Origin of the sequence: Microbacterium sp. LMI1-1-1.1 (assembly GCF_040815675.1) — a bacterium.
Classification (GTDB): Bacteria; Actinomycetota; Actinomycetes; order Actinomycetales; family Microbacteriaceae; genus Microbacterium.
The window spans coordinates 740,072-765,251 of the sequence record NZ_JBFPNN010000001.1 but is presented as its reverse complement, the minus strand read 5'-3'; the positions used below and the strand labels follow the sequence as shown (position 1 = coordinate 765,251).

Genomic DNA, 25,180 nt, shown 5'->3' with positions numbered 1-25,180 from the left:
TCTCAGACGTCGGCCCCTGCGGGGGTCGGCGTCTTCTTCTTTCCGCCGGTGGCCCCGCCCCGCGCCCGCACGGCCACGAGGATGCCGGCCAGCAGCAGCGCCGCCAGGCTCCCCCACCCGAGGACGATCTTGACGGCGGGCCCGATGACGACGGCCGGCGTGAGGCCGGTGCGCAGCGGCACGTCGGTGAGCATGTGCCCGGCGGTGTCGATCGGGAGCTCGTCGAGGGTCGAGCCGTCGGGCGCGATGACCTGGCTCGTGCCGACCGTCGAGAGGTTCACGACGGACCGGCCCGTCTCGATGGCGCGCATCCGCGCGAACGCGAGCTGCTGGAGGTTCTCGTCGGTGCCGCGGAAGTCGGCGTTGTTCGTCTGGAACGTGTAGACCTCGGCGCCCTCCGCCGCGCCGTCCCAGACGACGTCGTCGTAGATCACGTCGAAGCAGATCGCCAGGCCCACCCCGATGCCGCCGAGGTCGATGAGGGGCCGCGTCGTCCCGGGGGTGTACTCCCGGCCGATGAGTCCGATGAGGTCGGGGGCGAACGGCTCCCAGAAGGCGCGGTCCGGCACGTACTCCCCGAACGGCACCGGATGCCGCTTGTCGTACGTGTCGCCCTGCTGGCCCTCGCCGGTCCACAGCAGCGACGAGTTGAACAGCTCGTCCCCCCGCTCGGTCACGGCCGAGACGAGCAGCGGCGCGTCGACGCGGCGGGACATCTCCTCGAGGGCGGCCGCGGTCGCGGGGGTCGAGGTCGGGTCGGAGTCGACGCCGCCCTCGGGCCACAGCAGCACGTCCATCCGCTGTCCGATGAGGGGCGCGGATGCCGCCAGCTGCGCGTTCAGCACGGCGTTCGGCGCGCGCCGGTCGAAGTACCCCGCCGGGCCGTTGCCCTGCACGGCGCCCACCCGCAGGGAGCCGGCGTCCGTGGTGGGGAACTGCGGGGCGACGAGCAGCACGATGAGCACGATCGCGGCGGGCGCGGCCGGGACGGCCCGTGCGAGGCGGGAGCCCGAGGTCCGGCGGCGCACGAGCTCGACGACCATGGCGCAGAAGAGGACGACCAGGAACGTCACGCCGGACATGCCGACCCAGGATGCCGCCTCCGCGAACGGTCCGTTGACCTGCGAGACGCCGATGCGGCCCCAGGGGAAACCGCCGTACGGCCACGACCCGACGATCTGCTCGCGGAGGGTCCACAGGCCGGCGACGAGCGCCGGAAGCAGGACGAGACGGCCGAGCGCCCCGGGCGCGAGGCGTGGCATCCATCGGTAGGCGAGGGCGAGCGGCGCGGCCAGGACGGCCGTGAGCAGCGCTTCGAGCACCGACAGCGCCAGCCAGGGCACCGGACCCAGGTAGCGGGCCGTGAACAGGAGGTTCACCGAGAAGAAGGCCGCGCCGAAGAGGAAGCCGACGAGCACGGCGGACCAGAACCGTCGCCCGATGAGGGTGAGCAGCGTGAGGACGACGGCGGGGAAGGCCATCGGCCACCACGCGAGTGCGGGGTAGGCGGTGACGAGCAGCAGGCCGGCGACGACCGACAGGGGCGCGGCGAACGCGAGGCGCAGCAGCGGCCGCGAGCCGTCGGCGAGAGGGGCGCGGGCGGGGGTGCTCACCGTCCGGGTGCTCATGCCGAGGTGTAGGCGACGATGCCGCGCCGGACGGAGTCGAGCGCGGAGCGCGCGGTGCGGGCGAGTTTCGGCTCCGCCACGAGCGAGATCTGGTCGAGCAGATCGATCGTCTGCTTCGACCAGCGCACGAAGTCCCCGGCGGCCATGTCGGCGAGCACGAGCACGCTGTCGAGGGGCAGGCCCTTCGCCCAGGCGTGCATGGCGGGAGCGAGTCCGGAGGCGGGCGACTCCGACCCCGGCAGACGGTGGTCGCGTTCGAGGTCGTCCAGTTCCTGCCACAGCGTCTGGGTGGCATCCAGGGCTCCCCGGAACGGTCCGCGCGGGAGTCCCCGCTCCCCCGGCCCGGCCTCGTCGCGGCGGGGCTCGTAGACCAGGCAGCACGCGAGCGCCGCCAGCGACGGGGCGTCGAGGCCGTCCCACAGGCCCTGCCGGAGGGACTCGGCGACGAGCAGGTCGCGCTCCCCGTAGATGCGGCGCATCGTGCGTCCGGCGGGGGTGAGGACGGTCGCGCCGTCGTCCTCGACCCGCACGTACTCCAGCGCCGCCAGGACCTCGACCACCCGGTCGAAGACGCGTGCGACGGTCCCCGTCCGCTGGTCGATCTGCTGCCGGAGCTTGTCGGTGGAGCGCTTGAGCTTCCAGTACCGCTCGGCCCAGCGGGCGTGCGCCTCCCGGTCGGGGCAGGAGTGACAGGGATGCCGCTGCATCCGGCGCCGCAGCGACTGGATCTGCTGCTGCCGCTCGTCGCGCAGACGGCGGGGGGCGGTCGCGTCGCGACGGTTGATCTTCTCGAGGTCGCTCAGCTCGCGACGGATCGTGGAGTACTCCCGGAAGTCGCCCCGGTCGCAGGTCATCGCCTGCTCGTAGCCGCCGAGCGACTCCTCGGCCTCCTTCACCTGGCGGGCGAGGCCCACCACCGACCGGTCGGCCTGGAACTGGGCGAACGAGGACTCGAGGATCTCGTGCGCCCGGTCGCGACCGAACTGGTCGATGAGGTTGACCGCCATGTTGTAGGTGGGGCGGAAGCTGGAGTTGAGCGGGTAGGTGCGGCGGGAGGCGAGCGCGGCGACCGACTGGGGATCGAGCCCTTCCGTGAACTGCACGACCGCGTGGCCCTCGACGTCGATGCCGCGGCGTCCGGCCCGGCCGGTGAGCTGGGTGTACTCCCCCGACGTGATGGCGACGCGGGCCTCGCCGTTGAACTTCTCGAGCTTCTCGAGCACGACGGTGCGCGCGGGCATGTTGATGCCCAGGGCCAGCGTCTCGGTGGCGAAGACGACCTTGACGAGCTTGCGACGGAAGAGCTCCTCGACGACCTCCTTGAACGCGGGCAGGAGGCCGGCGTGGTGCGCGGCCACGCCGCGCTCGAGGTTGTCCCGCCACTCCCAGAAGTGCAGGACGGCCAGGTCCTCGTCCTTGAGGGTGAAGGTCAGCTCGTCGACGATCTGCCGGATCTCCTCGCGCTCCTCGGCCGAGGTGAGCCGGACGTTCGCGCGCCGCAGCTGCTGCACGGCCGCGTCGCAGCCCGCGCGGCTGAAGATGAAGAAGATCGCCGGCAGCAGGTGGTTCCGCGCGAGCAGCTCGACGACCTCGGGCCGGTCGATCCGCTCGATGCGCGGGCCCTGGGCGGCGCGCAGCGGCTTGTGCCCGCCGCGGCGCTGATGCGCGTGGCGAGGGCCGCCCGCGTGCCGCTGCGAGCGGTACTCCTGGGCTCGGCGGTTGTTCTCGTAGCCGCCGGCGTTGCCCCCGCGGATGCGCAGCAGCTCCTGGTTGACCTGCGCCGTCGCGACCCCGGCGCGGTCGTCGAAGAGGGGAAGCAGGTCGCCGCGGACGAGCACGTGCTGCTCGAGCGGGACGGGACGCGTCTCCGAGACGATGACCTCGGTGTCGCCGCGGACGGTGTCCAGCCAGTCGCCGAACTCCTCCGCGTTCGACACGGTCGCCGACAGCGAGACGAGCCGGACCGACGGCGGCAGGTGGATGATGACCTCCTCCCACACGGCGCCGCGGAAGCGATCGGCGAGGTAGTGCACCTCGTCCATCACCACGAACCGCAGCCCGCGCAGGGCGGGAGAGTCGGCGTACAGCATGTTCCGCAGCACCTCGGTCGTCATGACGACGATGCGCGCGGAGGAGTTGATGTTCGTGTCGCCCGTGAGGAGGCCGACCTCGTCCTCGCCGTAGACGTCCTGCAGCTCGTGGAACTTCTGGTTCGACAGCGCCTTGATGGGCGTCGTGTAGAACGCCTTGTCGCCCGGCTCGAGCATCGCGAGGTGGATGGCGAACTCGCCCACGATCGTCTTGCCGGCACCGGTGGGTGCGGCGACGAGGACGCTCCGCCCCTCCTCGAGGGCCTGGCATCCGGCGATCTGGAAGTCGTCGAGCTCGAAGCGCTGCGCCTCGGCGAAGTCCTCGGTGAGCGGATGCGACGACCGGGCCGCAGCGCGGGCGAAGCGCTCGGCGGGGCTGAGTTCGGTCACGCGGTCGATCCTGGGCCCAGCAGGGCGGTTTCGCGCCTGGCCTTGCGGCGGTCGAACAGCATGGATAGACCCGCGGCCGCGAAGAACAGGACGACCAGGATGCCGGCGAGCATGAGCATGCTCACCACGTCGGCCGCCGGGGTGGCCAGGGCCGCGAAGACGGTCGCGATGAGGATGGCGACCCGCCATCCGCGGAGGATCGCGCGGCCGCTCATGACGCCGGCCACGTTGAGGGCGACGAGGAAGACGGGGAGCACGAACGAGACGCCCACGACGATGAGCAGCTTGAAGACGAAGTCGTAGTAGTCGGTGGCGTTGTAGAAGTTCACGCCGCCGTCGGGCGTGAAGCTCCACATCAGTTCGATGACGTGCGGGACCACCAGCATCCCGACCCAGCAGCCGAGGAAGAAGAGGGGGACCGCGGATGCGACGAACGCGACGGTGTAGCGGATCTCCTTGCGCGTCAGGCCGGGCATGATGAACGCCCAGATCTGCCACAGCCAGATGGGCGCGGACAGGAAGATGCCGATCGAGAAGGCGATGCGCATCCGCAGGTCGAACGCGGACGTGACCGCCGTGAAGTTGAGCGCCGAGAAGTCGTCGCCGCGCTGCGCCGCGATCACGCGGATCGGCTCGGTGATCCAGTGGATGATCGGGTCGGTGATGAAGAAGGCCACCACCATGCCGACGACGAGTGCCGCCGCCGCGATCATCAAGCGCTTGCGCAGCTCGACGAGGTGGGCTCCGAGCGACATGCGCTTGTCACGCCGCGGACCCTCGGGCACATCGATCCGCGGCGCTCCCGCCGTGGCCACGCGTCAGGCGGAGGTGTCGTTCGACCTGCGCGGCTCCGGTGCCGCCGCGGTCGGCGCGATGCCGGGGTCGGCGGGGCGAGCCTGGTCGGAGCGGGGCGCGTCGACCTCGTCGTCGCGCTTCATCTCCTTCATCTCGCTCTTGAAGACGCGCGCCGACTGGCCGACGCTCTTGGCGAGGGCGGGCAGCTTGGCGGCTCCGAAGAGCAGCAGGATGACCGCCAGAACGATCAGCAGGTGCCAGCCGGTCAATCCCTGAAGCATGAGGACTCCTTGTGTCGTGGGGTCGTGGCGTCCAGTCTACCGCCCGAGTCGAGGAGAAGGCCGTGAGGCGGGCCCGCCGTCGAATGCGGGGCCTTCTCCCAGGCGTCAGCTGCATGCGGCCGATAAAGTCGGGGTGATCTGCGTTTCCCGACCCACGAGAAAGAGTTCCGTGAGCCATCATCGCGCCGCCCCCACCGATCAGGAGGGCCGATCTTCGGGCCCCCTCGTATCGAGAGGGGGTGAGATCTGATGCTGGCTGCTGCCCTGACTCTGTTGTTGGGGATCCTCATCACCCTGGCGATCATCGCCGCCTGCGGATTCTTCGTCGCGCAGGAGTTCGCCTACATGTCCGTCGACCGGTCCCGTCTGACCGCGCGGGCCGAGAAGGGCGACGCGCAGGCCACGCGCGTCCTGGCGATCACCAAGCGCACCTCGTTCATGCTCTCCGGCGCGCAGCTGGGCATCACCGTGACCGGACTGCTCATCGGATACGTGGCCGAGCCCATGATCGGGCAGTCGATCGGCACGCTGCTGGGCGGGGTCGGCCTCGATCCGGCGGTCTCGATCGTCATCGGCACCGTCGGCGCCCTCCTCCTGGCGACCGTGGTCACGATGATCTTCGGCGAGCTGTACCCGAAGAACCTCGCCATCGCGAGCCCCGAGCCGTTGGCGCGCGCCCTCGCCGTGCCCACCCGCCTGTACCTGCTGGCGTTCGGCTGGCTGATCACCGTCTTCGACGTCGCCGCCAACGCCCTGCTGCGTCTGCTGCGCATCGAGCCGCTCGAGGACGTCGACGAGAGCGCCACGGCGCGCGACCTCGAGGCGATCATCGAGGAGTCCCGCGCCAGCGGCGACCTCCCCGACGACCTGTCGATGATCATCGACCGCATCCTCGACTTCCCCCAGCGGGACGTCGAGCACGCGATGGTCCCCCGCTCGCAGGTGGACTCGGTCACCCCCGACACCACGGTCGGCGAGGTGCGCGCGCTCATGGCGTCCGGCCACACCCGCTACCCCGTGATCGGCGAGGAGGACTCCCCCGTCGGCGTCATCGAGCTGATCGACCTGCTCCGCGGCGACCACGCCGACGAGGCGCCCGTGTCGAGCGCGATGCGCCCGGCCGTTGTCATCCCCACGTTCATGCTGCTCCCGACCGCGCTCGACCGCATGCGCCAGAGCCGCAACGAGCTGGCGTGCGTCGTCGACGAGTACGGCAACTTCGACGGCATCCTGACCGTCGAGGACCTGACGGAGGAGGTCATCGGCGAGATCTCCGACGAGCACGACGTCGACGTGCAGGAGGTGTCCGCGCTCGGCGACGACGCCTGGACGATCCCCGGCGACGTGCACCTCGACGAGCTGGAGCGCCTCATCGGGCACGACCTCGACGACACCGACGTCGAGACCGTCGCGGGTCTGGTGATCGCCACCCACGGCGACCTCCTCCCCCCGGGCGCCCTCGTGCGCATCGACCTGCCCGAGAAGGCGTCCGAGACGGTGCACGGCATCCACATGCAGCGCTGGCTGGACATCGAGGTCGTCGAGGTCGACCGTCACGTCCCGTCCCAGCTGGCGGTGCGGCTGAACGAGAAGGACCTGGATGCCGCCCCCGACGACGTCCGCGAGACGGATGAGGAGGTGGCCCGATGAACGGCTGGACCGTCGCCCTCGTCACGACGCTGCTGATCGTGGCGAGCGCCTTCTTCGTCATCGTCGAGTTCGCCCTGCTGGCGGCCCGGCGTCACCGGCTCGAGGAGGAGGCGGACCGCAGCGCGTCGGCGCGCGCCGCCCTCCGCGGGATCAACGAGCTCACGGTCATGCTGGCGTTCGCGCAGCTGGGCATCACGGCCTGCACGTTCCTCCTCGGCGCGATCACCAAGCCGGCCATCGACTACGCCCTCGCTCCGGTCTTCGAGCAGTGGGGCCTGCCCTTCGTGCTCGCGGACATCATCGCCTTCATGCTGGCGCTGATCGTCGTGACCTTCCTCCACCTCGTCATCGGCGAGATGGCGCCGAAGTCGTGGGCGATCGCGCACCCCGAGACCGCGGCCAAGGCCACCGGCATCCTGGCGCGCGCGATGACCTGGCCGCTGCGCCCGTTCCTGCTGTGGATCAACCACATCGCGAACCGTCTGGTGAAGGCGTCGGGCGTCGAGCCCGTCGAGAAGGCCGCCGCCGGCGGTCAGGACGTCGACACGATCCGCGAGCTCGTGGCCCACTCGCGGCAGTCCGGCACCCTCGAGGTGCAGTACTCGGAGCCGATCGCGCAGGCGATCGCCCTGGGGTCGCTGACCGTCGGCGACATCGTCCGCACCGACCGTCCGCCGACAGCGGTGGCAGTGGATGCCACGGTCTCCGACATCCAGGCGGTGGCGGCGTCCTCCACGCATCTGCGCATCCTCGTCGGCGCCGGTGCGACCACGCGGGTGGCGCACGTCCGCGACACGCTCACGGTCGATCCGGCCACCCCGGCCGCGGAGATCGCGCGGGAGCCGCTGGTCCTCGCGCCGGACGCCTCGGCGTACGACGCCCTGGCCCGGATGCGGCGCGGTCGCGTCCAGCTCGCGATCGTCGTCGACGGCGAGCGTCTGGTCGGCGTGGTGACGCTGGACGACCTGCTCCGGGAGATCCTCCCCGGACCCGGCGAGCTCGCCGCGGCCACGCGCTGAGGCCGCCGAGGGCCTCGTTCCCCCCGGAACGGGGCCCTCGTGGCATCCGTCCGCCCGACCGGCACGCGGTGTCAGGCGGGCGTCTCCGTCAGGGTCACGCCGGCCTCGACGACGACCGTCCGCACCTCCGCGAGGTAGCGCTGCGCCTGCTCGGTGAGAGGGATGGCCGTCCGGCCGATCCAGCCGATCTCGATGCGCTCGTCGACGTCGAGCGGGACGGCGACGATCTCGGGGTCGAGGTCGTCGCTGATGATGCCCGTGGAGATCGTGTAGCCGTCGAGGCCGATCATGAGGTTGAAGATCGTCGCGCGGTCGGAGACGCGGATCTCCTGCCGGCTCGAGAGGGTCGAGAGGATCTCCTCCGCGAAGTAGAAGGAGTTGTTCGCGCCCTGGTCGAACGTCAGCCGCGGCAGGTCGGCGAGGTCGTCCAGCGTCGCGCGCCCCTTCGCGGCGAGGGGATTCCGGCGCGAGACGAAGATGTGCGGGTCCGCGACGAAAAGCGGGTGGAAGGCGAGGCCGGAGTCGCGCAGAAGCTTGTCGAGCACGTTGCGGTTGAAGTCGTTGCGGAACAGGATGCCGAGCTCGCTGCGGAGCGTGCGGACGTCCTCGATGATGTCGAAGGTGCGCGTCTCGCGCAGGGAGAACTCGTACTCCGCCGCCGGAGTGGCTTTGACCATGCGGACGAAGGCGTCGACGGCGAACGAGTAGTGCTGCGCGGAGACGCCGAGCAGGCGTCGGGACGGGGGCCGTCCGAGGTACCGCTGCTCGAGGAGCTCCGCCTGCTCCACCACCTGACGGGCGTAGCCGAGGAACTCGACGCCGTCCGTCGTGAGCGTGACGCCGCGGGCCGAGCGGGTCAGCAGCGATCGTCCCACCCGGCCCTCGAGGTCCTTCATGGCGGCGGACATCGTCGGCTGCGAGACGTACAGCAGGTCGGCGGCGGCCGAGATCGACCCCTCCGCGGCGACCTCGATGAAGTACTGCAGCTGCTGGAGCGTGATCCCGCTCGCGGTCCGGGGCATAGATCGAGACTATATGACGTCATAGAACGAACGGATTACCCGATGACCGGGACACGGGAGCACCATGAAGTCACCGACCGCCGCGTGACCGACGCGGAACCTCCAGCGAATGGCATCCCATGGCGAACGACATCACGTTCAGCATCCGCACCACCCGTTTCGACGAGGACTACGCCCCCGCCGAGAACTCGCGCGTCACGACGAACTTCGCCAACCTCGCGCGCGGCGACGGACGACAGCGCAACCTGCGGAGCGCTCTGGAGATGATGCACCGGCGGTTCCACGACCTGGCCGTTCGGGACGACGCCGAGCGGGACCGCTACCGCCTCGAGCTCGACATCGTCTCGGTGGAGCTGCGCTTCGCCGACAGCGCCGACGACGAGCACATCCCCGTCATCGAGGTGCTCGACGTGCACATCGTGGACACGGTCACCGGCATCCGTCACCACGGGATCGTCGGCAACAACTTCTCGTCGTACCTCCGCGACTACGACTTCAGCGTCGTCCTCCCCGCGGCCAACGCCGACGCGGCGACGTTCACCGTGCCGGAGGACTTCGGCGACCTGCACGGCAAGCTCTTCCAGCACTTCGTGGACTCGGCCGCGTACCGGGAGCGGTTCCCCGAGTCGCCGGTCATCTGCATCAGCGTCTCCACGAGCCGCACCTACCGTCGCACGGGGGTCGTGCACCCCGTCCTGGGCCACGAGTACGCCCAGGACGCGACGTCCCTCACCGACGACTACTTCGCCAAGATGGGCCTCCGGGCGCGCTACTTCATGCCGCGCGGCAGCGTCGCACCGCTGGCGTTCTACCACCGCGGGGACGCGCTGGACGACCTCACCGACCTGCAGCTGATCGGCACCATCGCCACGATGGAGACGTTCCAGAAGATCTACCGTCCGGAGATCTACAACGCCATCGCCCCGGCCGGCGAGGTCTACCGTCCGAGCCTGGATGCCGCGGACTTCGTCCGCACCGGCATCGAGTACGACCGCGAGGAGCGGAGCCGTCTCGCGGTGACCCAGGGCCGCTTCGCCGAGGAGCACTTCGTCACCCCGCACCGCCGCGCGCTCGAGGAGTGGTCGGCGGACTTCGGGGCGGTGCTCCGATGACCGCGGCGATCCTGCCCACCGCCCTGGTCGGCAGCCTCCCCAAGCCGGCCTGGCTGGCCCGGCCCGAGATCCTCTGGGCGCCGTGGGAGCTCGAGGGCGACGTCCTCGTCGAGGGCAAGCACGACGCGCTGCGCGCCGCCGTCCAGGAGCAGGAGCGGCGCGGCATCGACATCGTCAGCGACGGCGAGCAGACCCGCCAACACTTCGTGACCACGTTCATCGAGCATCTCGACGGCGTCGACTTCGAGAACCGCGAGACGGTGCGCATCCGCGACCGGTACGACGCGAGCGTGCCGACCGTCGTCGGAGCGGTCAGCCGTCGTCAGCCGGTCTTCGTCCAGGATGCCGCCTTCCTCCGCGCCCAGACCGATCGGCCGATCAAATGGGCGCTCCCCGGCCCCATGACGATGATCGACACCCTCTCCGACCACCACTACGGCAGTCGCGAGAAGCTGGCCTGGGAGTTCGCGACGATCCTCAACCAGGAGGCGCGCGAGCTCGAGGCGGCCGGCGTGGACGTCATCCAGTTCGACGAGCCGGCCTTCAACGTGTTCTTCGACGAGATGAAGGACTGGGGCGTCGCCGCGCTCGAGCGCGCGGCAGAGGGTCTGCGCGCCGAGACCATCGTGCACATCTGCTACGGCTACGGCATCAAGGCGAACAACGACTGGAAGGCGACCCTCGGCGACGAGTGGCGGCAGTACGAGGAGTCCTTCCCGCTGCTGCAGCGCTCGCGCATCGACGGCGTCTCGCTCGAGAGCCACGGGTCGCACGTGCCGATCGACCTCGTGGAGCTCCTCCGTGGCAAGAAGGTCATGATCGGGGCGGTCGACGTCGCCGACGAACGCGTGGAGACGCCGGAGGAGGTGGCGGGCACGCTGCGTCGCGCCCTCGAGTTCGTCGATCCGGACAAGCTCATCGCCAGCTCGAACTGCGGCATGGCCCCGCTCCCCCGGCGGGTCGCCCTCGAGAAGATGAGCGCCCTCGCGGCGGGCGCGGCCCTCGTCCGCGACGAGCTCCTCACCGGGGTGCCCGTGGGAGCGGCGGGGGTCTGACGGACCATGGATGCCACCGCGGCGGCATCCCGCCCTCCGATGAACCGCCGGGGAGGTGCGCCGGTCAGCCCGCGACGACGTGCGGGAGGAAGTTCGCGAAGTTGTCCGTGATCGGTCCGCGGCTCTCCCGGACGCACAGCCCCGAGGGCTCGCCGTCGATCATCCAGACGCCGACGACCGTGCTCACGTCGACACCCTCCTCGCGGCGGTGGAAGACGGGCGGTTCCGCGAGCTCCTGGACGACGAAGCCCTCTGCGCCGTACCCCTGCACCTCGCCGCGGACCGTCGTCCCGCTCGGACGGGTGAGGACGATGTCCGCCCCCTCGCGCGCGAGGATCGGCTTGCGGACGAAGCCGGTGCGGCGGACGCCGAACGGCTCGTCGCCGTCGAACCACGCGGGCAGGAGGTACCGTCGCCCGTCCTCGGTGCGGCCGAACAGGTGCCACAGGACGGGGAGGATCGCCTTGGTGCTCCAGAGCATCTTGTAGGGCGGCTCGATCCAGACCGTGCCCCCGGCGTACGGGCGGCCGCCGTATCCGATCGACTCGATGTCGAGGAAGATCGCGTCGGCGTTGGCCTCTCGGGCGAGATGCTCCCACGGGTACAGCTTGAACAGGACGTCGATGTGGGCCCCGCCCTGCCCCGCGTAGAACCGGTCGTCTCCGCCCAGCCACAGGTTCTCGACGAAGATCGTCTCGGTCGCGAAGCCCGCCTGCTCGCAGGTGTCGCGCAGGACGAGGGTGTTCATCTCGTCCTCGTGCGACGGGTCCGCGTTGCTGCAGGCGAAGTAGACGACGGGCTCGAAGCCGAGCTTCGCCGAGATGAGGGCGAGGTTGCGCCGCCATGCGGCGATCAGGTCCTCGTACATGTTCGTCCACTGGGTGGCATCCGGGGTCTCCCGCACGAAACGGTCGCGGTTGTCCTCGAACCAGTCCCACTGCACGAGGGACTCCACCAGCGAGGTGGGGGTGTCGGCGTTGAACTCGTAGAGCCGGGGGGTCCGCATCGCCGCGTCCGGATGGTCCACTCCCCCGAAGCGGAAGTCGAAGCGTCCGTAGACCGACCCCCAGGCGGGTTCCTCGTTCCAGCTGTCGACGACGGCGCGCATCGCCCGCGGCGGGATCTCGAACCGCCGGAGGTACCAGGCGCCGGCGGGAGACAGCAGCCAGTCGCCCGCCTGTTCGAGCATGCCGAACACGGCGGAGGCGGCGCGCTGCAGCTCCTCGACGTCCGCCTGCCGGAACTCGTAGTAGGCGTCGTCGCGCCAGTACCGGTAGAGCTCCGGGTGGTCGCTGCGGGGGTCGTCGTGGGTGTAGACGAGACCGGCCTTCTGAACGCGCTGCAGGTAGTCGGGACGAGGGGCAATCAGTCGTCGCTGCACCTCAGCCGCCCGTGCCGTTGCCGTTGCCGAAGCCGCCCGGCTTGCCGTCCGAGCCGGCCCCGCGCCCGATGCCCGCGGGCTTGCCCGTCGACGCGGAGATGCCGTTCGAGACGCGGCCCGTCTCCGCCAGTCCCGCCGCGCGTCGGGCGGAGGCGTCCCCGGCAGGGACCCGCGAGGTCGACAGCGACGGGTCGAGGGTGGTGCCCGGCTGCAGTCCGCCGGCATAGCGCCCGATGAGGAACCAGGCGAGGAGGCCGCTCCCGCCACCGCCCCCGCCGTTCGGGCTCGGAGAGGCGGTGGGGTCGACGTCGTCGCACTGCGCCTCGTCGACGATCGTGTTGTCGGCGTCGACGCAGTAGACGGTGTCGGTCGGGGCCGACTCGTACACCTCGCCACTGCATCCGCTCAGCACCAGCGCGGCCATCGCGGTCACGGCGGGAAGCGCGATGCGTCGCGTGTTCATCGTCGCCCCTTCTTCCGTGGGGCGCCTACGGAGGTCCGTTGGAGAGGCCCCCGCCTCGGGAGCTTCCGAATCTACACGGGAGGGCTGATCGGGGGCTCACAGCAGCACGAGATTGTGTGCCGCGAGCATCCCTTCGAAGCTGGCCGCAACGTCGGGGGGCGGCGGGCCGCCGCGGCTGAGCGGCGCACGGCCGCCGCGGGTACTCCCCCGAGATCACACGATCCCGCCGAGAACACACGCTCGAGAGCAGCGCGAACGTGTGCGCTCGAGCCGAACGTGTGACCTCGGCGGCGTCCGCGCCGAGCACCAGGCCCTCCGCGGAGGAGTGAGTAGGGCGGGTGGGACTTGAACCCACGATCGTCGGGTTATGAGCCCGCTGCCTTGACCAGCTTGGCCACCGCCCCCAGCGACGACGAGCCTACCGTCACGACACCGTCCGCTCGACGCGCCGCGCGAGACGGGCGGACGTCACTTCACCCGCGGGGGTGCGACCTTGCCGTCGGCGGTGATCTGCGGGTGATGCCGCGTCAGCTGGATCACGCCCCACGTGGCGATGGCCCCGGCGACGGCGAATCCGATGAGGGCCCAGGCGGGAGCGGTGGATGCCTCCCCGAGCACCGTCAGACCGATGAGCACGGCGACGATCGGGTCGATCACGGTCAGACCCGCGATGACGAGATCGGGCGGGCCGGCCGAGTAGGCCGTCTGGACGAAGTACCCGCCGACGAGGGCGGCCGCGATGAGCGCCACCGCGCAGATCAGCGACAGCCAGCCGAAGTCGCCGGTCTGGATGCGGCTGATGACGACCTTCGTGAGCGTCGCGACGAAGCCGTAGATCACGCCGGCGGCCATGATGTAGAACAGCGCGGGCGCCCGGCGGCGGAGCAGGATCCACACGACGCCGAAGACGACGACGACCGCGGCGAGGATGCTGAGGATGGTCGTCAGAGCAGCGTCCGTCACCTCGTGCTCCGTGGCGAAGAACGCCGCGATGGTGACGAAGATGAAGATGCCGCCCACGCAGGCCGCGATCGCCACGAGCGACCGGCGGTTCGGCTTGTGATGCGTGACGCGCGCGTTGAGGATCGTGGTGATCACGAGGGCGATGGCCCCCAGCGGCTGCACGAGGATCAGCGGGGCCACGGACAGCGCGGCGAGCTGGAAAACGACGGCGAGGCCGAGCATGATCGCCCCCGCCACCCAGGACGGGCGGGTGAGCAGCTTCTTCAGCTGCGAACGGGAGAGCCCGCCGGTGGTCTTGCCGGAGAGGCGCTCGACCTTCTGCACGCCGCGGTGCTGGTACTGGGCACCGAAGGACATCAGCACGGCCCCGAGCAGGGCCAGCGGGATCCCGAGCAGGATGCGCGGGTCGCGGAAGATGCCGACGAGCTCGTCGATTCCGTCGGTCAGAGAGACGTCGAGCGGGAGCACCCTCCGACACTAGCCGCAGGTCCGCTGGATAGGCTGGAGACGTGGCCGTACTCCCGATCCGCATCATGGGCGACCCCGTGCTGCACGCCCCCGCCTCCCCCGTCGACGAGATCACCGACGACATCCGCACGCTCGTCGCCGACATGTTCGAGACCATGGATGCCGCTCCCGGCGTCGGTCTCGCCGCGCCCCAGGTCGGGGTCGGTCTGCGGATCTTCACCTACACGTACGAGGACGACGACGGGCAGCCGTGGCGCGGCGTCGTCATCAACCCGCAGCTGTGGATCCGCCCGTTGGAGCCCGGCTATCCCGATCCCGACGAGGAGTCGGAGGGGTGCCTGTCGTTCCCGGGCGAGCGGTTCCCCCTGCGCCGGTCCGAGACGGCCCTCCTGACGGGGACCGACCTGGACGGCGAACCGGTGCGGATCGAGGTGTCCGGGTGGCGCGCCCGCATCCTCCAGCACGAGTTCGACCACCTCGATGGCGTCCTCTACGTCGACCGGCTCGACGAGGAGGACAGCCGCGTGGTGGCGAAGATCGCGCGCAAGCGCAAGTGGGGCAAGCCCGGCGCCTCCTGGATGCCGGGCGTCGACGACATCGACGCCTGACCGGTCAGCGCCGGTACGCGTCGACCAGGAGCGCTCCGCGCGCCGCGACGAGCGCGGCATCCACGCGGTCCAGGGTCGCGCGGTTCCAGCCGGACGCCTCCACGTCGAGAGGGCCGAGCGCGGTCAGGTTGCCCGTCCGCACCCGCACCACCTCCCAGCCCGCGCCCCGTAGTGCCCGGTCCTTGCGGCGGTCGGACGCCTCGCGATCGCCCACGTGCTCGAGACCGTGCCGGCCGGTGCTGTCGAACTCGATCGCCACGCGCAGGTCGGCGATGACGATGTCGGGCCACACCTCGGTGTGCTGGAAGAACGGGCGCGCTACCGTCACGGCGTTCGCCGCGATGTCGAAGGAGAACCGCGCGGACAGATCGGCCCGCATGCGCGCCTCCACCGCGGACGCGGGCGTGGGCGCGCAGGTCGAGACGAAGGGACTGCCCGGCGGAAGAGGGGGCGTCTTGCGGCAGAGGGCCGGCGTCGGACGCACGCGTCGCGGCGGCACCGGGGTGCCCGGCTCCGCCGCCGGCCGTATGCGGGGCGGAGCCGCCAGCAGCGTGCAATCGGGGCACCACGCGCTGCGTCGCCGCTCCCGCCCCGGGCGCGTGCGTTGCTCGCTCGGCGTCGCGACGAAGTGGTGGCCGGCGTCGCACTCCCACAGCAGCAGCACATCCGCAGCGGGCGGGATCTGGGTCAGGGTGATGCCGGCGTTGAGCTCGGGGTGATACTGACGGACCAGCGCGGGAAAGGACGCCCAGGCGTCCCGGTAGGTGCCGATCTCGTACGGCACCTCGACCTGCTTGGACCACTGACGGCGCGCCCACCACGCCTGCACTCTCTCGGCCATGCGGGGAGCGTACGGGCGGCCGCCGACATCACCCCTCGGCGGCGAAGCTGTGGAGGCCGAGGTCCTCGCTGAGGGCGCGGCTCACCTCGTGGCCCCGCACGCTCGTGCCCTGCGCGTCCAGCGGCGGGCTGACGACGGCCGCCCCGAGCCGCCTCGGCGCGGACAGCACGATCGCGCCGGAGACGCTGGACTTGGCGGGCACGCCGACCGCGCGCATCCACCGGCCCGAGCCGTCGTAGACGCCGCAGGTCGCCATGACGGACACGACGTCCCGGGCGACCGCGGCGGGGACCACCTGCTCCCCGGTCAGGGGGTTCCGTCCGCCGAGGGCGAGCGTGGCCCCCATCACCGCGAGCATCCGCGCGTCGACGAGCGTCGCGCAGGCGCGGGCGTAGACGGCGACGGCGTCGTCCGCGGAGACCGACATCGTCCCCTCCGCGCGCATGAGGTGGGCGAGTGCATGGTTGCGGTCGCCGAGGAGGTGCTCGTTGTGGGCGACGTCCTCGTCGACGTCGAGGGGGGCGCCGGCGAATCCCGCCAGCCCGCGGGCGATCCGCTCCTGCCGTGCGGCGACGTCGCCGCCGGTGACGAGCGAGGCCGTGAGCAGGGCGCCGGCGTTGACCATGGGATTCGGCGGACGGCCGGTCCCGCTCTCGAGCTTGATCGCGTCGAACGACTCCCCCGTCGGCTCGATGCCCACGCGTCCGAGCGCCTCCCCGTCGGTGTCGACGAGAGCCAGAGCGAACAGGAACGGCTTGACCGCGGACTGGATGCTGAACGCCACGTCCGCCTGCGCCGACGCCCTGACCTCCCCGTCGGGCAGGGCGAGCGCGATTCCGCACAGACCGGGGTCGGCGTCGGCCAGCTGCGGGATGCTGTCGTCCACGTCGCCCCGACGGTCGTCGAGGACCGTGGTCCGGAGAGCGTCGAGGTCGATGTCGTGCGGGGTGGCGGCATCCATTCCCCCACCCTGTCAGGCCGGGGTCCGGTACCCGCCGGGGTGGCGGAGACGACGGAGGGATGCCACGGGGCATGGCCGCGACGGGGTGGGACCCGCGTCCCGGGAGTCGGCGAAGAGGACCGCAGAGCCCGCATGGCGCAGTCCGAGATGGCTAGGAGGTGCGGGTCTGTGTCGCGTCAGGACGGTGCCGATTGTTAGGTTGAGGGGAAGCAGAGCGGACGGAGGATCCCATGTTCCGGAGTCGACCGATGCTCGAGGACTGGCTCGAGGAGTACGCCGAGCTGATGCCCGAGGGGGCTGCGGCGAGGGTCGCGACGCCGGACGAGGCCGACGGCCGGGACGGCGCCGTCGTCGTCACGCAGCTCGGCGACGCGCGGACGTCGGTCCTCCTCGAGCAGCCGGACGGCAGCGATCGCTGGGTCGTGACGATCGAGGCGCAGCCGCAGGCGACCGAGCTGACGAGCGACGCGCTCGTCCGACTCGCCGACGAGTTCGTCGCGGTGGCCGAGCTCTGCACGTTCCTCGAGCACAAGTCGCGTCGGCGCTGACCAAGCCTCGCGTGCCGCGCGATGCGATCGGCAGCGGCGGTGCGAGCACGCCGCATCGGCCACGGCCGGGAGCCGGTCTCCCGCGGTCGCCGGAGAAAAAGGTAAGGCCCGGGGTGGAAGCCCGGGCCTAAGGTGAGAGCCGCGTTAGATGGACGCGGGTCTCTCGCTCCCCGGCTTGGACTCGAACCAAGAACCTATCGGTTAACAGCCGATTGCTCTGCCAATTGAGCTACCGAGGATCATGCGCACCTTGCGGCGGGCAACCCCACGATACTAACAGGATCGGACGCCCGCGAAAAAATCAGGTGGCGGAAATGCGCCGCTCGGGCGTGCCGCCCGGCGTCCACACGAGTCCCTCCGAGCGCGGACCGAACGCGACGGCATGGCCCGCACGCAGGACGAGTACGTCGGCATCCAGGTCCCGGGGGGCGTCGGCGTCGTTCGTGACGACGAGGGATGCCATGCCGTTCTCGTCGCGTCGACGTCGCAGCGCCGTGCGGACGGCGGCGCGCACCTCGACGTCGAGGTTGGCGTAGAGGTCGTCGGCGATGAGCAGCCGTGGCTCCAGGACGAGCGCACGGGCCAGCGCGACGCGCTGCCGCATCCCCGCGCTCAGCTCGTACGGGTACTTCGGCGCCGTCCCGAGCGGCAGTTGCATCTCGTCGAGCAGCGTGGCGACACGGACGGAGAGGGCGCGCGGGTTGACCCGCCGGTCGCGGCTGGTGATGGGCTCGGCGATGACGTCCGACACGGTGAGCCGGGACGGCAGCGCGGCGCCGGCACCCTGCGGCAGATATCCGGTGTGGAAGACCCACTGGCGGCGACGGCGGCCGGGGTGCCGGGCGGAGATCCCGTGGACGCGGGCATCTCCGCCGACGATCGTGATCCCCGTGTCCGTCCCTCCCGCCAGGACGGCCGCGAGGGAGGACTTGCCCGCGCCGGTCGGCCCCATCACGACGAGAGAGGCGCCGGCATCCACCTTCAGGCTCACCCCGTCGACGACGCGCACTCCCCCGCGGGCGAGGGAGAGGTCGTCGGCGTGCAGGGCGACGTCGGTGTCCAGGGGCCGGGGCATAGCCCTCATCCTCCCGGACGGCGCGCGCCGACGCCACTACGGCGTGCCGTCTCGGCCCGCGACGCGCTGCGCGGGGGCGGCGGCTCAGGCGTCGGCGAGACGCTGACGATCGGCGTCGAGCTCGCGCAGTCGGTAGCGCAGACGGCGGCCCTCGTCGGAATCGGCGGGGACCCGTTGGATGCCGCGGAGCAGCTCGTCCTTCTCGCGTTGCAGCTCACGCACGAGCAGTCCGCGCGCGAGGTCGTTCGCCGAGGCGACGGCGCCCTCCTCGGTGCGGGCGGGGAACTCGGCGGTGAGCAGCTCGGCGCCGAGGGAGCGGAACGGCTCGCGGACGGCCTCGACGGCGGCGACGGCCCAGCCGGGCTGAGACAGGTCGGTGGCGGCGAGGGCGCTGCGCACCGCCTCGAGCGCGGGATGGCCGAACGGCGTCTGCAGCGCGCGCAGGAACAGGTCCGGCTCGATGCGGTGCCCGTACTGGAGGAACGCCATCATCGCGCCGCGTTCGAGGGCCACGTCGCGGGTGTTCGGTAGCGATGACAGCGTCACGGACGCGGCCACGGGGGCGCGCTCGGGCTCGGAGCCCGCCGTGCGGCCCTTCTCCCGCGCCTCCGCCCGGTCGGCGCCGCGTGCGGCGCGCTCGACCGCGGACTGGACCTCGGGGATGTCCAGGCCGAGCCGGCGAGCGAGGACGCGGACGTACCCGGGCCGGAGCGACGGGTCGCGGATGTCGGCGACGATGGGAGCCGCGGCCCGGAGAGCGCCCGCCCGCCCCTCGACGCTGGAGAGGTCGAAGTCCTTCAGCCGCTGGTCGATGACGAACTCGAACATCGGCGCCTTCGTGTCCATGAGGGCGCGCACCGCGCCGTCACCGCGCTGCAGGCGGAGATCGCACGGGTCCAGTCCCTCGGGAGCCACGGCGACGTACGTCTGCGCGGCGAAGCGCTTCTCGTCGGCGAAGGCGCGGAGGGCGGCCTTCTGGCCGGCGGCATCCGGATCGAAGGTGAAGACCACCTCGCCGGACGCGCTGTCGTCGCCCATGACGCGGCGCAGGACGGAGATGTGGTCGCTGCCGAAGGCGGTGCCGCAGGAGGCGATCGCCGTGGTGATGCCCGCCAGGTGGCACGCCATCACGTCGGTGTACCCCTCGACCACGACCACGCGGTGGGACCGCGAGATGTCGCGCTTGGCGAGGTCGAGCCCGTAGAGCACCTGCGCCTTCTTGTAGATCGGCGTCTCGGGGGTGTTGAGGTACTTCGGCCCCTGGTCGTCGTCGTAGAGCTTGCGGGCGCCGAAGCCGATCACCTGGCCGGTCACATCGCGGATGGGCCAGACCAGGCGGCCGCGGAAGCGGTCGTACACCCCACGCTGCCCCTGCGAGACCAGTCCCGCCTGCACGAGCTCGTCGCGGGAGAACTTCTGGGCGGTCAGGTGGTCCAGCAGCGACGACCAGCCCTTCGGCGCGTAGCCGACGCCGAAGTGCGCCGCCGCGCCGGCGTCGAAGCCGCGATCGCCGAGGAACCGCCGTGCCGCGTCGGCCTCGGGGGTGAGCAACCGGCTGCGGTAGTAGTCCGCCGCGGCCGCGTTGGCGGCGTAGAGGCGGGAGCGTCCGGTCGTCTCGGGGGCCGCTCCCCCATCCTCGTAGTGCAGGGTGTAGCCGACCCGACCGGCCATGCGCTCCACGGCCTCGGTGAACGAGACGTGGTCCATCGCCCGCAGGAACGAGTAGACGTCGCCGGACTCGCCGCAGCCGAAGCAGTGGTAGTACCCGACCTGAGGTCGGACGTGAAAGCTCGGGCTGCGTTCGTCGTGAAAGGGGCACAGGCCCTTCATCGATCCGACGCCGGCGGGCTTCAGAGCGACGCGCTCACCGATGACGTCCGCGATGTTGACCCGCGTCTTGACCTCGTCGACGTCCGACTGCCGGATGCGGGGCATCAGGCATCCGCTCCCCGCGGCGGGCGTGCGCCGGGGGCCCAGACGCCGAGCTCGGCGGCATCCACCTCTCCGACCAGCCGGCCGTGCCAGGCGATCGCGAGCTGGTCGGTGAGGCTGGCGACCTGGTCGACCACGACCCGGCGCCGGGCGGTGTCGTCGCCGGCGGCGGCGAAGTCCTCCGCGTGCAGGGCGTCGAGGGCGGCCGGCTCGTCCCAGAGGGCGGATGCCAGGCGCTTGAGGACCCGTCGCTGCTCGCGGTACAGCACCTTGCGGCCGTCGATGGAGACGACGGTCGCGCCGATGATGCCCTTGAGGACCGCCATCTCGGCCTCGACCGAGCGCGGGACGACGACGTGGGCCCGGTAGCGGGTCAGGTCGGCGACCGGGTAGGACGCGCGGGTCTCGGCGGTGGCCGCGCGGGCGAAGCGCCCGATGAGGTCGGAGGTGAGGTTCTTGAGACGGGCGAGCGCGGGCCGGGTGCCGTCGAAGGAGCCGATCCACTCGGGGACGAGGAGCAGACGCTCGAGACCGTCGGCGAGCTCGTCGCGCGAGAAGTCGAAGCCCACCCAGGTCTGGATCGCCGTGAGCAGCGACTCGCGCTCCCCCGGGGCCGAGAGGATCGCGGGATCCAGGTACCGGTTGACGACGGCGTCCTCGAAGTCGTGGACCGAGTAGGCGATGTCGTCGGAGAGGTCCATGACCTCCGCCTCGATGCAGCGCACGCGCGGCGGCGCCGCGTCCCGCATCCAGTGGAAGACCGGCTCGTCGTCGGGGTAGACGCCGAACTTCAGGCGGCCGCCCGGGTCGGGGACCGGCTCGTCGACGGTCCACGGGTACTTGCAGGCGGCATCCAGGCTCGCCCGGGTGAGGTTGAGGCCGTAGGACTCCCCCGCCGGGCCGAAGACCTTCGGCTCGAGCCGCGTGAGGATACGCAGGGTCTGGGCGTTGCCCTCGAACCCGCCGATGTCCTCGGCCCAGTCGTTCAGCGCCCGCTCGCCGTTGTGGCCGAACGGCGGGTGGCCGAGGTCGTGGCTCAGGCATGCGGTGTCGACGACGTCGGGCGAGAGGCGCAGAGCCGTCGCCAGCTCGCGGCCGACCTGGGCGACCTCGAGCGAGTGCGTCAGGCGGTTACGGGCGAAGTCGGCCGGGCTCGCGGGGCTGAGGACCTGGGTCTTGGCGGCGAGGCGACGCAGGGCGGCGGAGTGCAGCACACGGGCGCGGTCCCGCGCGAAGTCGTCGCGCTGCGAACGGTGGAGCTCGGTGTGGAACCGGGCGCCGTCGGCCTCGACATAGCCGTCCGGGCGCGCCGCGACCGACACCGCGTCAGCCACCGCTGTGGTCCAGCTCGGCGTCGGCCAGCGCACGTCCGGCGGCGTCGCCGATCTCGCGGGAGTCCAGCCAGCCGTCGGGCAGGGCCGGCCGCTTCGGTGTGCCCGCACGTCCCCGCTGCCCCTCGGCCGCCGCACCCGGGTAGGGCGCGGCGAGGTCCATCGTGGCGAGCAGCTCGTCGATCTCGGCGAGCGTGGAGGCCGTCGCGAGGCTCGCCCGCAGGTCGCCGCCGACGGGATACCCCTTGAAGTACCAGGCGACGTGCTTGCGGATGTCGCGGCAGCCGCGGCCCTCGTCCTCGAAGAACTCGACGAGCAGCTCCGCGTGGCGGCGGAACGCCTGGGCCACGAAGCCCAGCGTGGCGTCCACCGGCTCCCCCGCGGCGGCAGCGGGACCGCCGAGCGCACGGGCCAGATCGCCGAACAGCCACGGGCGTCCGAGGCATCCGCGTCCGACGACGACGCCGTCGCATCCGGTCTCGTCCATCATGCGCACCGCGTCGTCCGCGGACCAGATGTCGCCGTTGCCCAGCACGGGCACGCTCGTGACCGTCTCTTTCAGCTTCGTGATCGCGCTCCAGTCGGCCTGACCGGAGTAGAACTCCGAGGCCGTGCGGGCGTGGAGGGCGATGGATGCCACCCCGGCGCCTTCCGCGATGCGTCCGGCCTCGAGGTAGGTGAGGTGCTCGGCGTCGATGCCCTTGCGCATCTTGATCGTCAGCGGCTTGTCGCCGGCGGCGCGGACGGCGCGCTCCACGATCTCGCGGAACAGCCCGGTCTTCCACGGCAGGGCGGAGCCGCCGCCGCGGCGGGTCACCTTCGGGACGGGGCAGCCGAAGTTGAGGTCGATGTGGTCGGCGTGGTCCTCGTCGACGATCAGACGCACAGCCGCCTCGACGGTGGCCGGGTCGACGCCGTACAGCTGGATCGAGCGGGGCGTCTCGGACTCGTGGTGCCGGATGAGCCGCATCGTCGTCTCGTTGCGCTCCACGAGGGCGCGCGTCGTGATCATCTCGCTGACGTACAGTCCGGCGCCGTACTCGCGGCACAGGCGGCGGAACGCGGTGTTCGTGATGCCGGCCATGGGCGCGAGCACGACGGGGGCGTCGAGTTCGATGTTGCCGATGCGCAGGGTGCGCGTCGGAGCGAGTGCCGTGTTCACTGTCTCATTCTCCCAGACGAGCGGAGCCGGCGATGCCCGCTGTGCACAACGCACCGCGCGGGCATCGCTGGGGAGGAAAGGCGGTCAGGCGTTCGCGCCCTCGGGAGCGGCGGCCGCGGCCTCGCGTCGCTCGCCCCACACCTGCCGTGCGATCTGGGCGAAAGCCTCGACCGGCTGCGCCCCGCTCACGCCGTACTTGCCGTCGATGACGAAGAAGGGCACGCCCGTGATGCCGTACTGCTGCGCCTGCTCCTGATCCGCGCGGACGGCGGGCCGGTAGCGCTGCGACGACAGGGCGTCGCGGGCGGCGGCCTCGTCCAGGCCGACCTCGACGGCCAGGGCGACGAGGTCGTCGTCGCGCCCGACGTGGCGCCCCTCGAGGAAGTACGCCGACATGAGGCGCTCCGACAGCTCGAGCTGGCGCCCGTTCTCCTTCGCGAAGTGCAGGAGCTCATGGGCCTTGACGGTGTTGGTGTGCTTGAGGATGTCGAACCGGTAGGCCAGACCCGCTTCGGCGGCCACGCCGGTCACGCGGTCCAGCATCTCCCGCGCCGACTCCGGCGAGATGCCCTTGTGCTGCGACAGGTAGTCCACCTCGCCCCCGTCGAAGTCCTCCGGGGTGTCGGGAGAGAGCTCGAACGAGTGGTACTCAATCTCCACGACCGGCGCGTCGTCGTCGGAGGCCGTCGCGGCCAGTCCGTTCTCGAGGTTCCGCTTGCCGATGTAGCACCAGGGGCAGGCGATGTCACTCCACACGTCGATCTTGATGGCATCCGTCATGTGGCCTGCAACCTTCCTCGACGTCGAACTATTCCCGCAGCGGCATTCACCGGCCGGCGGCGTCCGGGGTGTCGACGGCGCCGCCGAATCGGCGGTCGCGCGACAGGTACAGGCCGATGGCGTCCCACAGGTGCGTGCGCCGGAAGTCGGGCCACAGCGTGTCGAGGAAGACCATCTCGGCGTAGGCGGACTCCCACAGCAGGAAGTTCGAGGTGCGCTGCTCGCCGCTGGACCGGACGAAGAGGTCCACGTCGGGCATGTCGGGCTGGTAGAGGTTCCGGCGGATGAGCTTCTCCGTCACCGCCGACGGCTTGAGCCGCCCGGCCGCGATGTCCTCGCCGATGCGACGCATGGCATCCACGATCTCCACGCGCCCGCCGTAGTTCACGCACATCGTCAGGGTGAGCACGTCGTTGCCCTCGGTCAGGCGCTCGGCGTGCTGGAGCTCCTTGATGACCGAGCCCCACAGGCGCGGCTTGCGACCCGACCAGCGGATGCGCACGCCCCACTCGTTGAGCTGGTCGCGGCGACGGTGCAGGACCTCGCGGTTGAAGCCCATGAGGAAGCGGACCTCGTCGGGCGAGCGCGACCAGTTCTCGGTCGAGAAGGCGTAGACCGACAAGTGCTTCACGCCGGCCTGGATGGCGCCGGCCACGACGTCGAGCAGCGCCGCCTCCCCGGCGCGGTGGCCCTCGACGCGTGTCAGTCCCTGGCGGTTGGCCCACCGGCCGTTGCCGTCCATGACGATGGCGACGTGCTCCGGCACCGCCCCCTTCGGGAACGCCGGCGGGTACTCCGCGGTCCAGTCGACCGGGCGGTAGGGGACGGCGTCGCGGTGCGTGAAGGGCTTGGGGGTCATCGCCTCGAATCCAGGTGCGAGAGGGAGCGGATGCCGCGCTCGAGGTGGAACTGCGCGTACGTCGCGACCAGTCCCGAGGCGGCGGCGGTGGTCCGGTCGGGGGCGGCGTCCACGATGTCCCACTCCCCCGCGATGAGGGCGCGGAGCAGGTCCACGGTGTCGCGCGCGACGCGCGGGGAGCCGGCGGGGGCGCACGCGGAGCAGATGACGCCGCCCAGCTGGGCGAGGAAGTAGTCGTGGTCGCCGACGGTCCCGCAGCGGGCGCACTCGCCGAGACCGGGCGCCCAGCCCGACAGCGCCATGGCGCGCAGCAGATAGGAGTCCAGCACGCTCCGCGACGCGTGGTCGCCGCGCGCCAGCGAACGCAGCCCGCCGACCAGCAGGAGGTACTGCTGAGGCGTCGCCTCGGCCTCGTTCAACCGGTCCGCCGTCTCCACCATCGCGCTCGCCGTCGTGTACCGGTCGTAGTGCACGGCGATGTCGGCGCCGTAGGAGCCGAGCGACTCGGCCTGCTGAACGATGTCGAGCGAACGGCCGCGGTACAGCTGCACGTCCGCGACCATGAACGGCTCCAGACGCGACCCGAAGCGCGACGACGTGCGGCGGACGCCCTTGGCCACCGCGCGGATCTTGCCGTTGCGGCGGCTGAGGAGGGTGACGATGCGGTCCGCCTCCCCCAGCTTGTGGGTACGCAGGACCACGACTTCGTCGCGGTAGGTGGGCACAGTCCATTATCGACCCGGGTCACCGGGGGTCGGCCGTGCGG

The 25,180-nt window shown here is 71.3% G+C and carries 23 protein-coding genes and 2 tRNA genes; 6 read left to right on the top strand and 19 right to left on the bottom strand.

Features of this window, described 5'->3' with window-relative positions:
- Positions 1 to 2: 2 nt before the first annotated feature.
- From lnt to tatA, 4 genes are all read right to left on the bottom strand, one after another.
- Positions 3 to 1,628: an apolipoprotein N-acyltransferase gene (gene lnt / locus MRBLMI1_RS03595; RefSeq protein ID WP_367726767.1), complete on the bottom strand. Its 1,626-nt coding sequence runs from the start codon at positions 1,626 to 1,628 to the stop codon at positions 3 to 5.
- A complete protein-coding gene (locus MRBLMI1_RS03590) occupies positions 1,625 to 4,108 on the bottom strand; it encodes a DEAD/DEAH box helicase (RefSeq protein WP_367726766.1) in 2,484 nt (827 codons plus the stop codon). The genes lnt and MRBLMI1_RS03590 overlap by 4 nt, the downstream gene beginning before the upstream one ends.
- Complete coding sequence (tatC, locus tag MRBLMI1_RS03585; RefSeq protein ID WP_367726765.1) at positions 4,105 to 4,863, bottom strand: twin-arginine translocase subunit TatC; 759 nt, start codon at positions 4,861 to 4,863, stop codon at positions 4,105 to 4,107. The genes MRBLMI1_RS03590 and tatC overlap by 4 nt, the downstream gene beginning before the upstream one ends.
- A gap of 63 nt (positions 4,864 to 4,926) precedes the next feature.
- The gene (gene tatA, locus MRBLMI1_RS03580) at positions 4,927 to 5,184 is read right to left on the bottom strand and encodes a Sec-independent protein translocase subunit TatA (protein WP_367726764.1); all 258 of its coding nucleotides are present in this window, start codon (positions 5,182 to 5,184) and stop codon (positions 4,927 to 4,929) included.
- Positions 5,185 to 5,433: 249 nt separating this feature from the next.
- Between tatA and MRBLMI1_RS03575 the strand changes: the two genes are divergently transcribed.
- Together MRBLMI1_RS03575 and MRBLMI1_RS03570 are read left to right on the top strand one after the other, a co-directional pair.
- A complete protein-coding gene (locus MRBLMI1_RS03575; RefSeq protein WP_367726763.1) occupies positions 5,434 to 6,834 on the top strand; it encodes a hemolysin family protein in 1,401 nt (466 codons plus the stop codon).
- A complete protein-coding gene (locus MRBLMI1_RS03570; RefSeq protein WP_367726762.1) occupies positions 6,831 to 7,853 on the top strand; it encodes a CNNM domain-containing protein in 1,023 nt (340 codons plus the stop codon). The genes MRBLMI1_RS03575 and MRBLMI1_RS03570 overlap by 4 nt, the downstream gene beginning before the upstream one ends.
- 71 nt (positions 7,854 to 7,924) lie before the next feature.
- Here MRBLMI1_RS03570 and MRBLMI1_RS03565 read toward each other — a convergent pair whose 3' ends face one another.
- On the bottom strand, positions 7,925 to 8,875 hold the full coding sequence (locus MRBLMI1_RS03565) for a LysR family transcriptional regulator (protein ID WP_367726761.1): 951 nt from the start codon (positions 8,873 to 8,875) through the stop codon (positions 7,925 to 7,927).
- Between the two features lie 119 nt (positions 8,876 to 8,994).
- Here MRBLMI1_RS03565 and MRBLMI1_RS03560 point away from each other — a divergent pair, with 119 nt between their 5' ends.
- Together MRBLMI1_RS03560 and MRBLMI1_RS03555 are read left to right on the top strand one after the other, a co-directional pair.
- Entirely contained in the window at positions 8,995 to 9,987 is a 993-nt protein-coding gene (locus MRBLMI1_RS03560; protein WP_367726760.1) for a putative oxygenase MesX, read from the top strand.
- Positions 9,984 to 11,042, top strand: a complete 1,059-nt coding sequence (locus MRBLMI1_RS03555) for a methionine synthase (RefSeq protein ID WP_367726759.1) — start codon at positions 9,984 to 9,986, stop codon at positions 11,040 to 11,042. Before MRBLMI1_RS03560 ends, MRBLMI1_RS03555 begins: the two co-directional genes overlap by 4 nt.
- A gap of 64 nt (positions 11,043 to 11,106) precedes the next feature.
- Here MRBLMI1_RS03555 and MRBLMI1_RS03550 read toward each other — a convergent pair whose 3' ends face one another.
- The 4 genes from MRBLMI1_RS03550 to MRBLMI1_RS03535 form a co-directional block, all read right to left on the bottom strand.
- On the bottom strand, positions 11,107 to 12,423 hold the full coding sequence (locus MRBLMI1_RS03550) for a glutathionylspermidine synthase family protein (RefSeq protein WP_367726758.1): 1,317 nt from the start codon (positions 12,421 to 12,423) through the stop codon (positions 11,107 to 11,109).
- 1 nt (position 12,424) lies between these two features.
- On the bottom strand, positions 12,425 to 12,886 hold the full coding sequence (locus MRBLMI1_RS03545) for a hypothetical protein (protein WP_367726757.1): 462 nt from the start codon (positions 12,884 to 12,886) through the stop codon (positions 12,425 to 12,427).
- Positions 12,887 to 13,216: 330 nt separating this feature from the next.
- Positions 13,217 to 13,290 (bottom strand) — tRNA-Ile (locus MRBLMI1_RS03540).
- A 64-nt stretch (positions 13,291 to 13,354) separates the two neighbouring features.
- The gene (locus tag MRBLMI1_RS03535; protein ID WP_367726756.1) at positions 13,355 to 14,317 is read right to left on the bottom strand and encodes a DMT family transporter; all 963 of its coding nucleotides are present in this window, start codon (positions 14,315 to 14,317) and stop codon (positions 13,355 to 13,357) included.
- Between the two features lie 41 nt (positions 14,318 to 14,358).
- Between MRBLMI1_RS03535 and def the strand changes: the two genes are divergently transcribed.
- The gene (gene def / locus MRBLMI1_RS03530; RefSeq protein ID WP_367726755.1) at positions 14,359 to 14,925 is read left to right on the top strand and encodes a peptide deformylase; all 567 of its coding nucleotides are present in this window, start codon (positions 14,359 to 14,361) and stop codon (positions 14,923 to 14,925) included.
- 4 nt (positions 14,926 to 14,929) lie between these two features.
- Here the strand turns inward: def and MRBLMI1_RS03525 are convergent, their stop codons facing one another.
- On the bottom strand, positions 14,930 to 15,766 hold the full coding sequence (locus MRBLMI1_RS03525; protein WP_367726754.1) for a zinc-ribbon domain-containing protein: 837 nt from the start codon (positions 15,764 to 15,766) through the stop codon (positions 14,930 to 14,932).
- 28 nt (positions 15,767 to 15,794) lie between these two features.
- Positions 15,795 to 16,727: a glutaminase A gene (gene glsA / locus MRBLMI1_RS03520; RefSeq protein ID WP_367726753.1), complete on the bottom strand. Its 933-nt coding sequence runs from the start codon at positions 16,725 to 16,727 to the stop codon at positions 15,795 to 15,797.
- 230 nt (positions 16,728 to 16,957) lie between these two features.
- Between glsA and MRBLMI1_RS03515 the strand changes: the two genes are divergently transcribed.
- A complete protein-coding gene (locus tag MRBLMI1_RS03515) occupies positions 16,958 to 17,275 on the top strand; it encodes a hypothetical protein (protein WP_367726752.1) in 318 nt (105 codons plus the stop codon).
- A 166-nt stretch (positions 17,276 to 17,441) separates the two neighbouring features.
- Here the strand turns inward: MRBLMI1_RS03515 and MRBLMI1_RS03510 are convergent.
- The 8 genes from MRBLMI1_RS03510 to recO all read right to left on the bottom strand — a co-directional run bounded on the left by MRBLMI1_RS03510 (position 17,442) and on the right by recO (position 25,139).
- Positions 17,442 to 17,514: transfer RNA gene (locus tag MRBLMI1_RS03510), tRNA-Asn, on the bottom strand.
- Between the two features lie 62 nt (positions 17,515 to 17,576).
- Positions 17,577 to 18,350, bottom strand: coding sequence for an ATP-binding cassette domain-containing protein (locus MRBLMI1_RS03505; RefSeq protein ID WP_367726751.1), 774 nt, complete (start codon positions 18,348 to 18,350; stop codon positions 17,577 to 17,579).
- An 84-nt stretch (positions 18,351 to 18,434) separates the two neighbouring features.
- Complete coding sequence (gene dnaG, locus MRBLMI1_RS03500) at positions 18,435 to 20,285, bottom strand: DNA primase (protein ID WP_367726750.1); 1,851 nt, start codon at positions 20,283 to 20,285, stop codon at positions 18,435 to 18,437.
- Positions 20,285 to 21,616 (bottom strand): deoxyguanosinetriphosphate triphosphohydrolase, encoded by a 1,332-nt coding sequence (locus MRBLMI1_RS03495; RefSeq protein WP_367726749.1) that lies wholly within the window; start codon positions 21,614 to 21,616, stop codon positions 20,285 to 20,287. The genes dnaG and MRBLMI1_RS03495 overlap by 1 nt, the downstream gene beginning before the upstream one ends.
- Complete coding sequence (dusB, locus tag MRBLMI1_RS03490; RefSeq protein ID WP_367726748.1) at positions 21,609 to 22,775, bottom strand: tRNA dihydrouridine synthase DusB; 1,167 nt, start codon at positions 22,773 to 22,775, stop codon at positions 21,609 to 21,611. Before dusB ends, MRBLMI1_RS03495 begins: the two co-directional genes overlap by 8 nt.
- An 84-nt stretch (positions 22,776 to 22,859) precedes the next feature.
- Positions 22,860 to 23,555, bottom strand: coding sequence for a DsbA family oxidoreductase (locus MRBLMI1_RS03485; RefSeq protein WP_367726747.1), 696 nt, complete (start codon positions 23,553 to 23,555; stop codon positions 22,860 to 22,862).
- Positions 23,556 to 23,601: 46 nt separating this feature from the next.
- The gene (locus tag MRBLMI1_RS03480) at positions 23,602 to 24,414 is read right to left on the bottom strand and encodes an isoprenyl transferase (RefSeq protein ID WP_367726746.1); all 813 of its coding nucleotides are present in this window, start codon (positions 24,412 to 24,414) and stop codon (positions 23,602 to 23,604) included.
- A complete protein-coding gene (recO, locus tag MRBLMI1_RS03475) occupies positions 24,411 to 25,139 on the bottom strand; it encodes a DNA repair protein RecO (protein WP_367726745.1) in 729 nt (242 codons plus the stop codon). Before recO ends, MRBLMI1_RS03480 begins: the two co-directional genes overlap by 4 nt.
- Positions 25,140 to 25,180 lie beyond the last annotated feature (41 nt).

What these genes read in the sequence shown, in the direction of transcription:
- tatA (WP_367726764.1), bottom strand. Translation starts at nt 5,184, where the DNA reads ATGCTTCAGGGATTGACCGGCTGGCACCTGCTGATCGTTCTGGCGGTC.
- MRBLMI1_RS03480 (WP_367726746.1), bottom strand. Translation starts at nt 24,414, where the DNA reads ATGACCCCCAAGCCCTTCACGCACCGCGACGCCGTCCCCTACCGCCCG.
- MRBLMI1_RS03545 (WP_367726757.1), bottom strand. Translation starts at nt 12,886, where the DNA reads ATGAACACGCGACGCATCGCGCTTCCCGCCGTGACCGCGATGGCCGCG.
- MRBLMI1_RS03565 (WP_367726761.1), bottom strand. Translation starts at nt 8,875, where the DNA reads ATGCCCCGGACCGCGAGCGGGATCACGCTCCAGCAGCTGCAGTACTTC.
- glsA (WP_367726753.1), bottom strand. Translation starts at nt 16,727, where the DNA reads ATGGATGCCGCCACCCCGCACGACATCGACCTCGACGCTCTCCGGACC.
- tatC (WP_367726765.1), bottom strand. Translation starts at nt 4,863, where the DNA reads ATGTCGCTCGGAGCCCACCTCGTCGAGCTGCGCAAGCGCTTGATGATC.
- MRBLMI1_RS03555 (WP_367726759.1), top strand. Translation starts at nt 9,984, where the DNA reads ATGACCGCGGCGATCCTGCCCACCGCCCTGGTCGGCAGCCTCCCCAAG.
- MRBLMI1_RS03560 (WP_367726760.1), top strand. Translation starts at nt 8,995, where the DNA reads ATGGCGAACGACATCACGTTCAGCATCCGCACCACCCGTTTCGACGAG.
- MRBLMI1_RS03575 (WP_367726763.1), top strand. Translation starts at nt 5,434, where the DNA reads ATGCTGGCTGCTGCCCTGACTCTGTTGTTGGGGATCCTCATCACCCTG.
- MRBLMI1_RS03515 (WP_367726752.1), top strand. Translation starts at nt 16,958, where the DNA reads ATGTTCCGGAGTCGACCGATGCTCGAGGACTGGCTCGAGGAGTACGCC.
- lnt (WP_367726767.1), bottom strand. Translation starts at nt 1,628, where the DNA reads ATGAGCACCCGGACGGTGAGCACCCCCGCCCGCGCCCCTCTCGCCGAC.
- MRBLMI1_RS03570 (WP_367726762.1), top strand. Translation starts at nt 6,831, where the DNA reads ATGAACGGCTGGACCGTCGCCCTCGTCACGACGCTGCTGATCGTGGCG.
- MRBLMI1_RS03505 (WP_367726751.1), bottom strand. Translation starts at nt 18,350, where the DNA reads ATGCCCCGGCCCCTGGACACCGACGTCGCCCTGCACGCCGACGACCTC.
- dnaG (WP_367726750.1), bottom strand. Translation starts at nt 20,285, where the DNA reads ATGCCCCGCATCCGGCAGTCGGACGTCGACGAGGTCAAGACGCGGGTC.
- MRBLMI1_RS03485 (WP_367726747.1), bottom strand. Translation starts at nt 23,555, where the DNA reads ATGACGGATGCCATCAAGATCGACGTGTGGAGTGACATCGCCTGCCCC.
- MRBLMI1_RS03525 (WP_367726754.1), bottom strand. Translation starts at nt 15,766, where the DNA reads ATGGCCGAGAGAGTGCAGGCGTGGTGGGCGCGCCGTCAGTGGTCCAAG.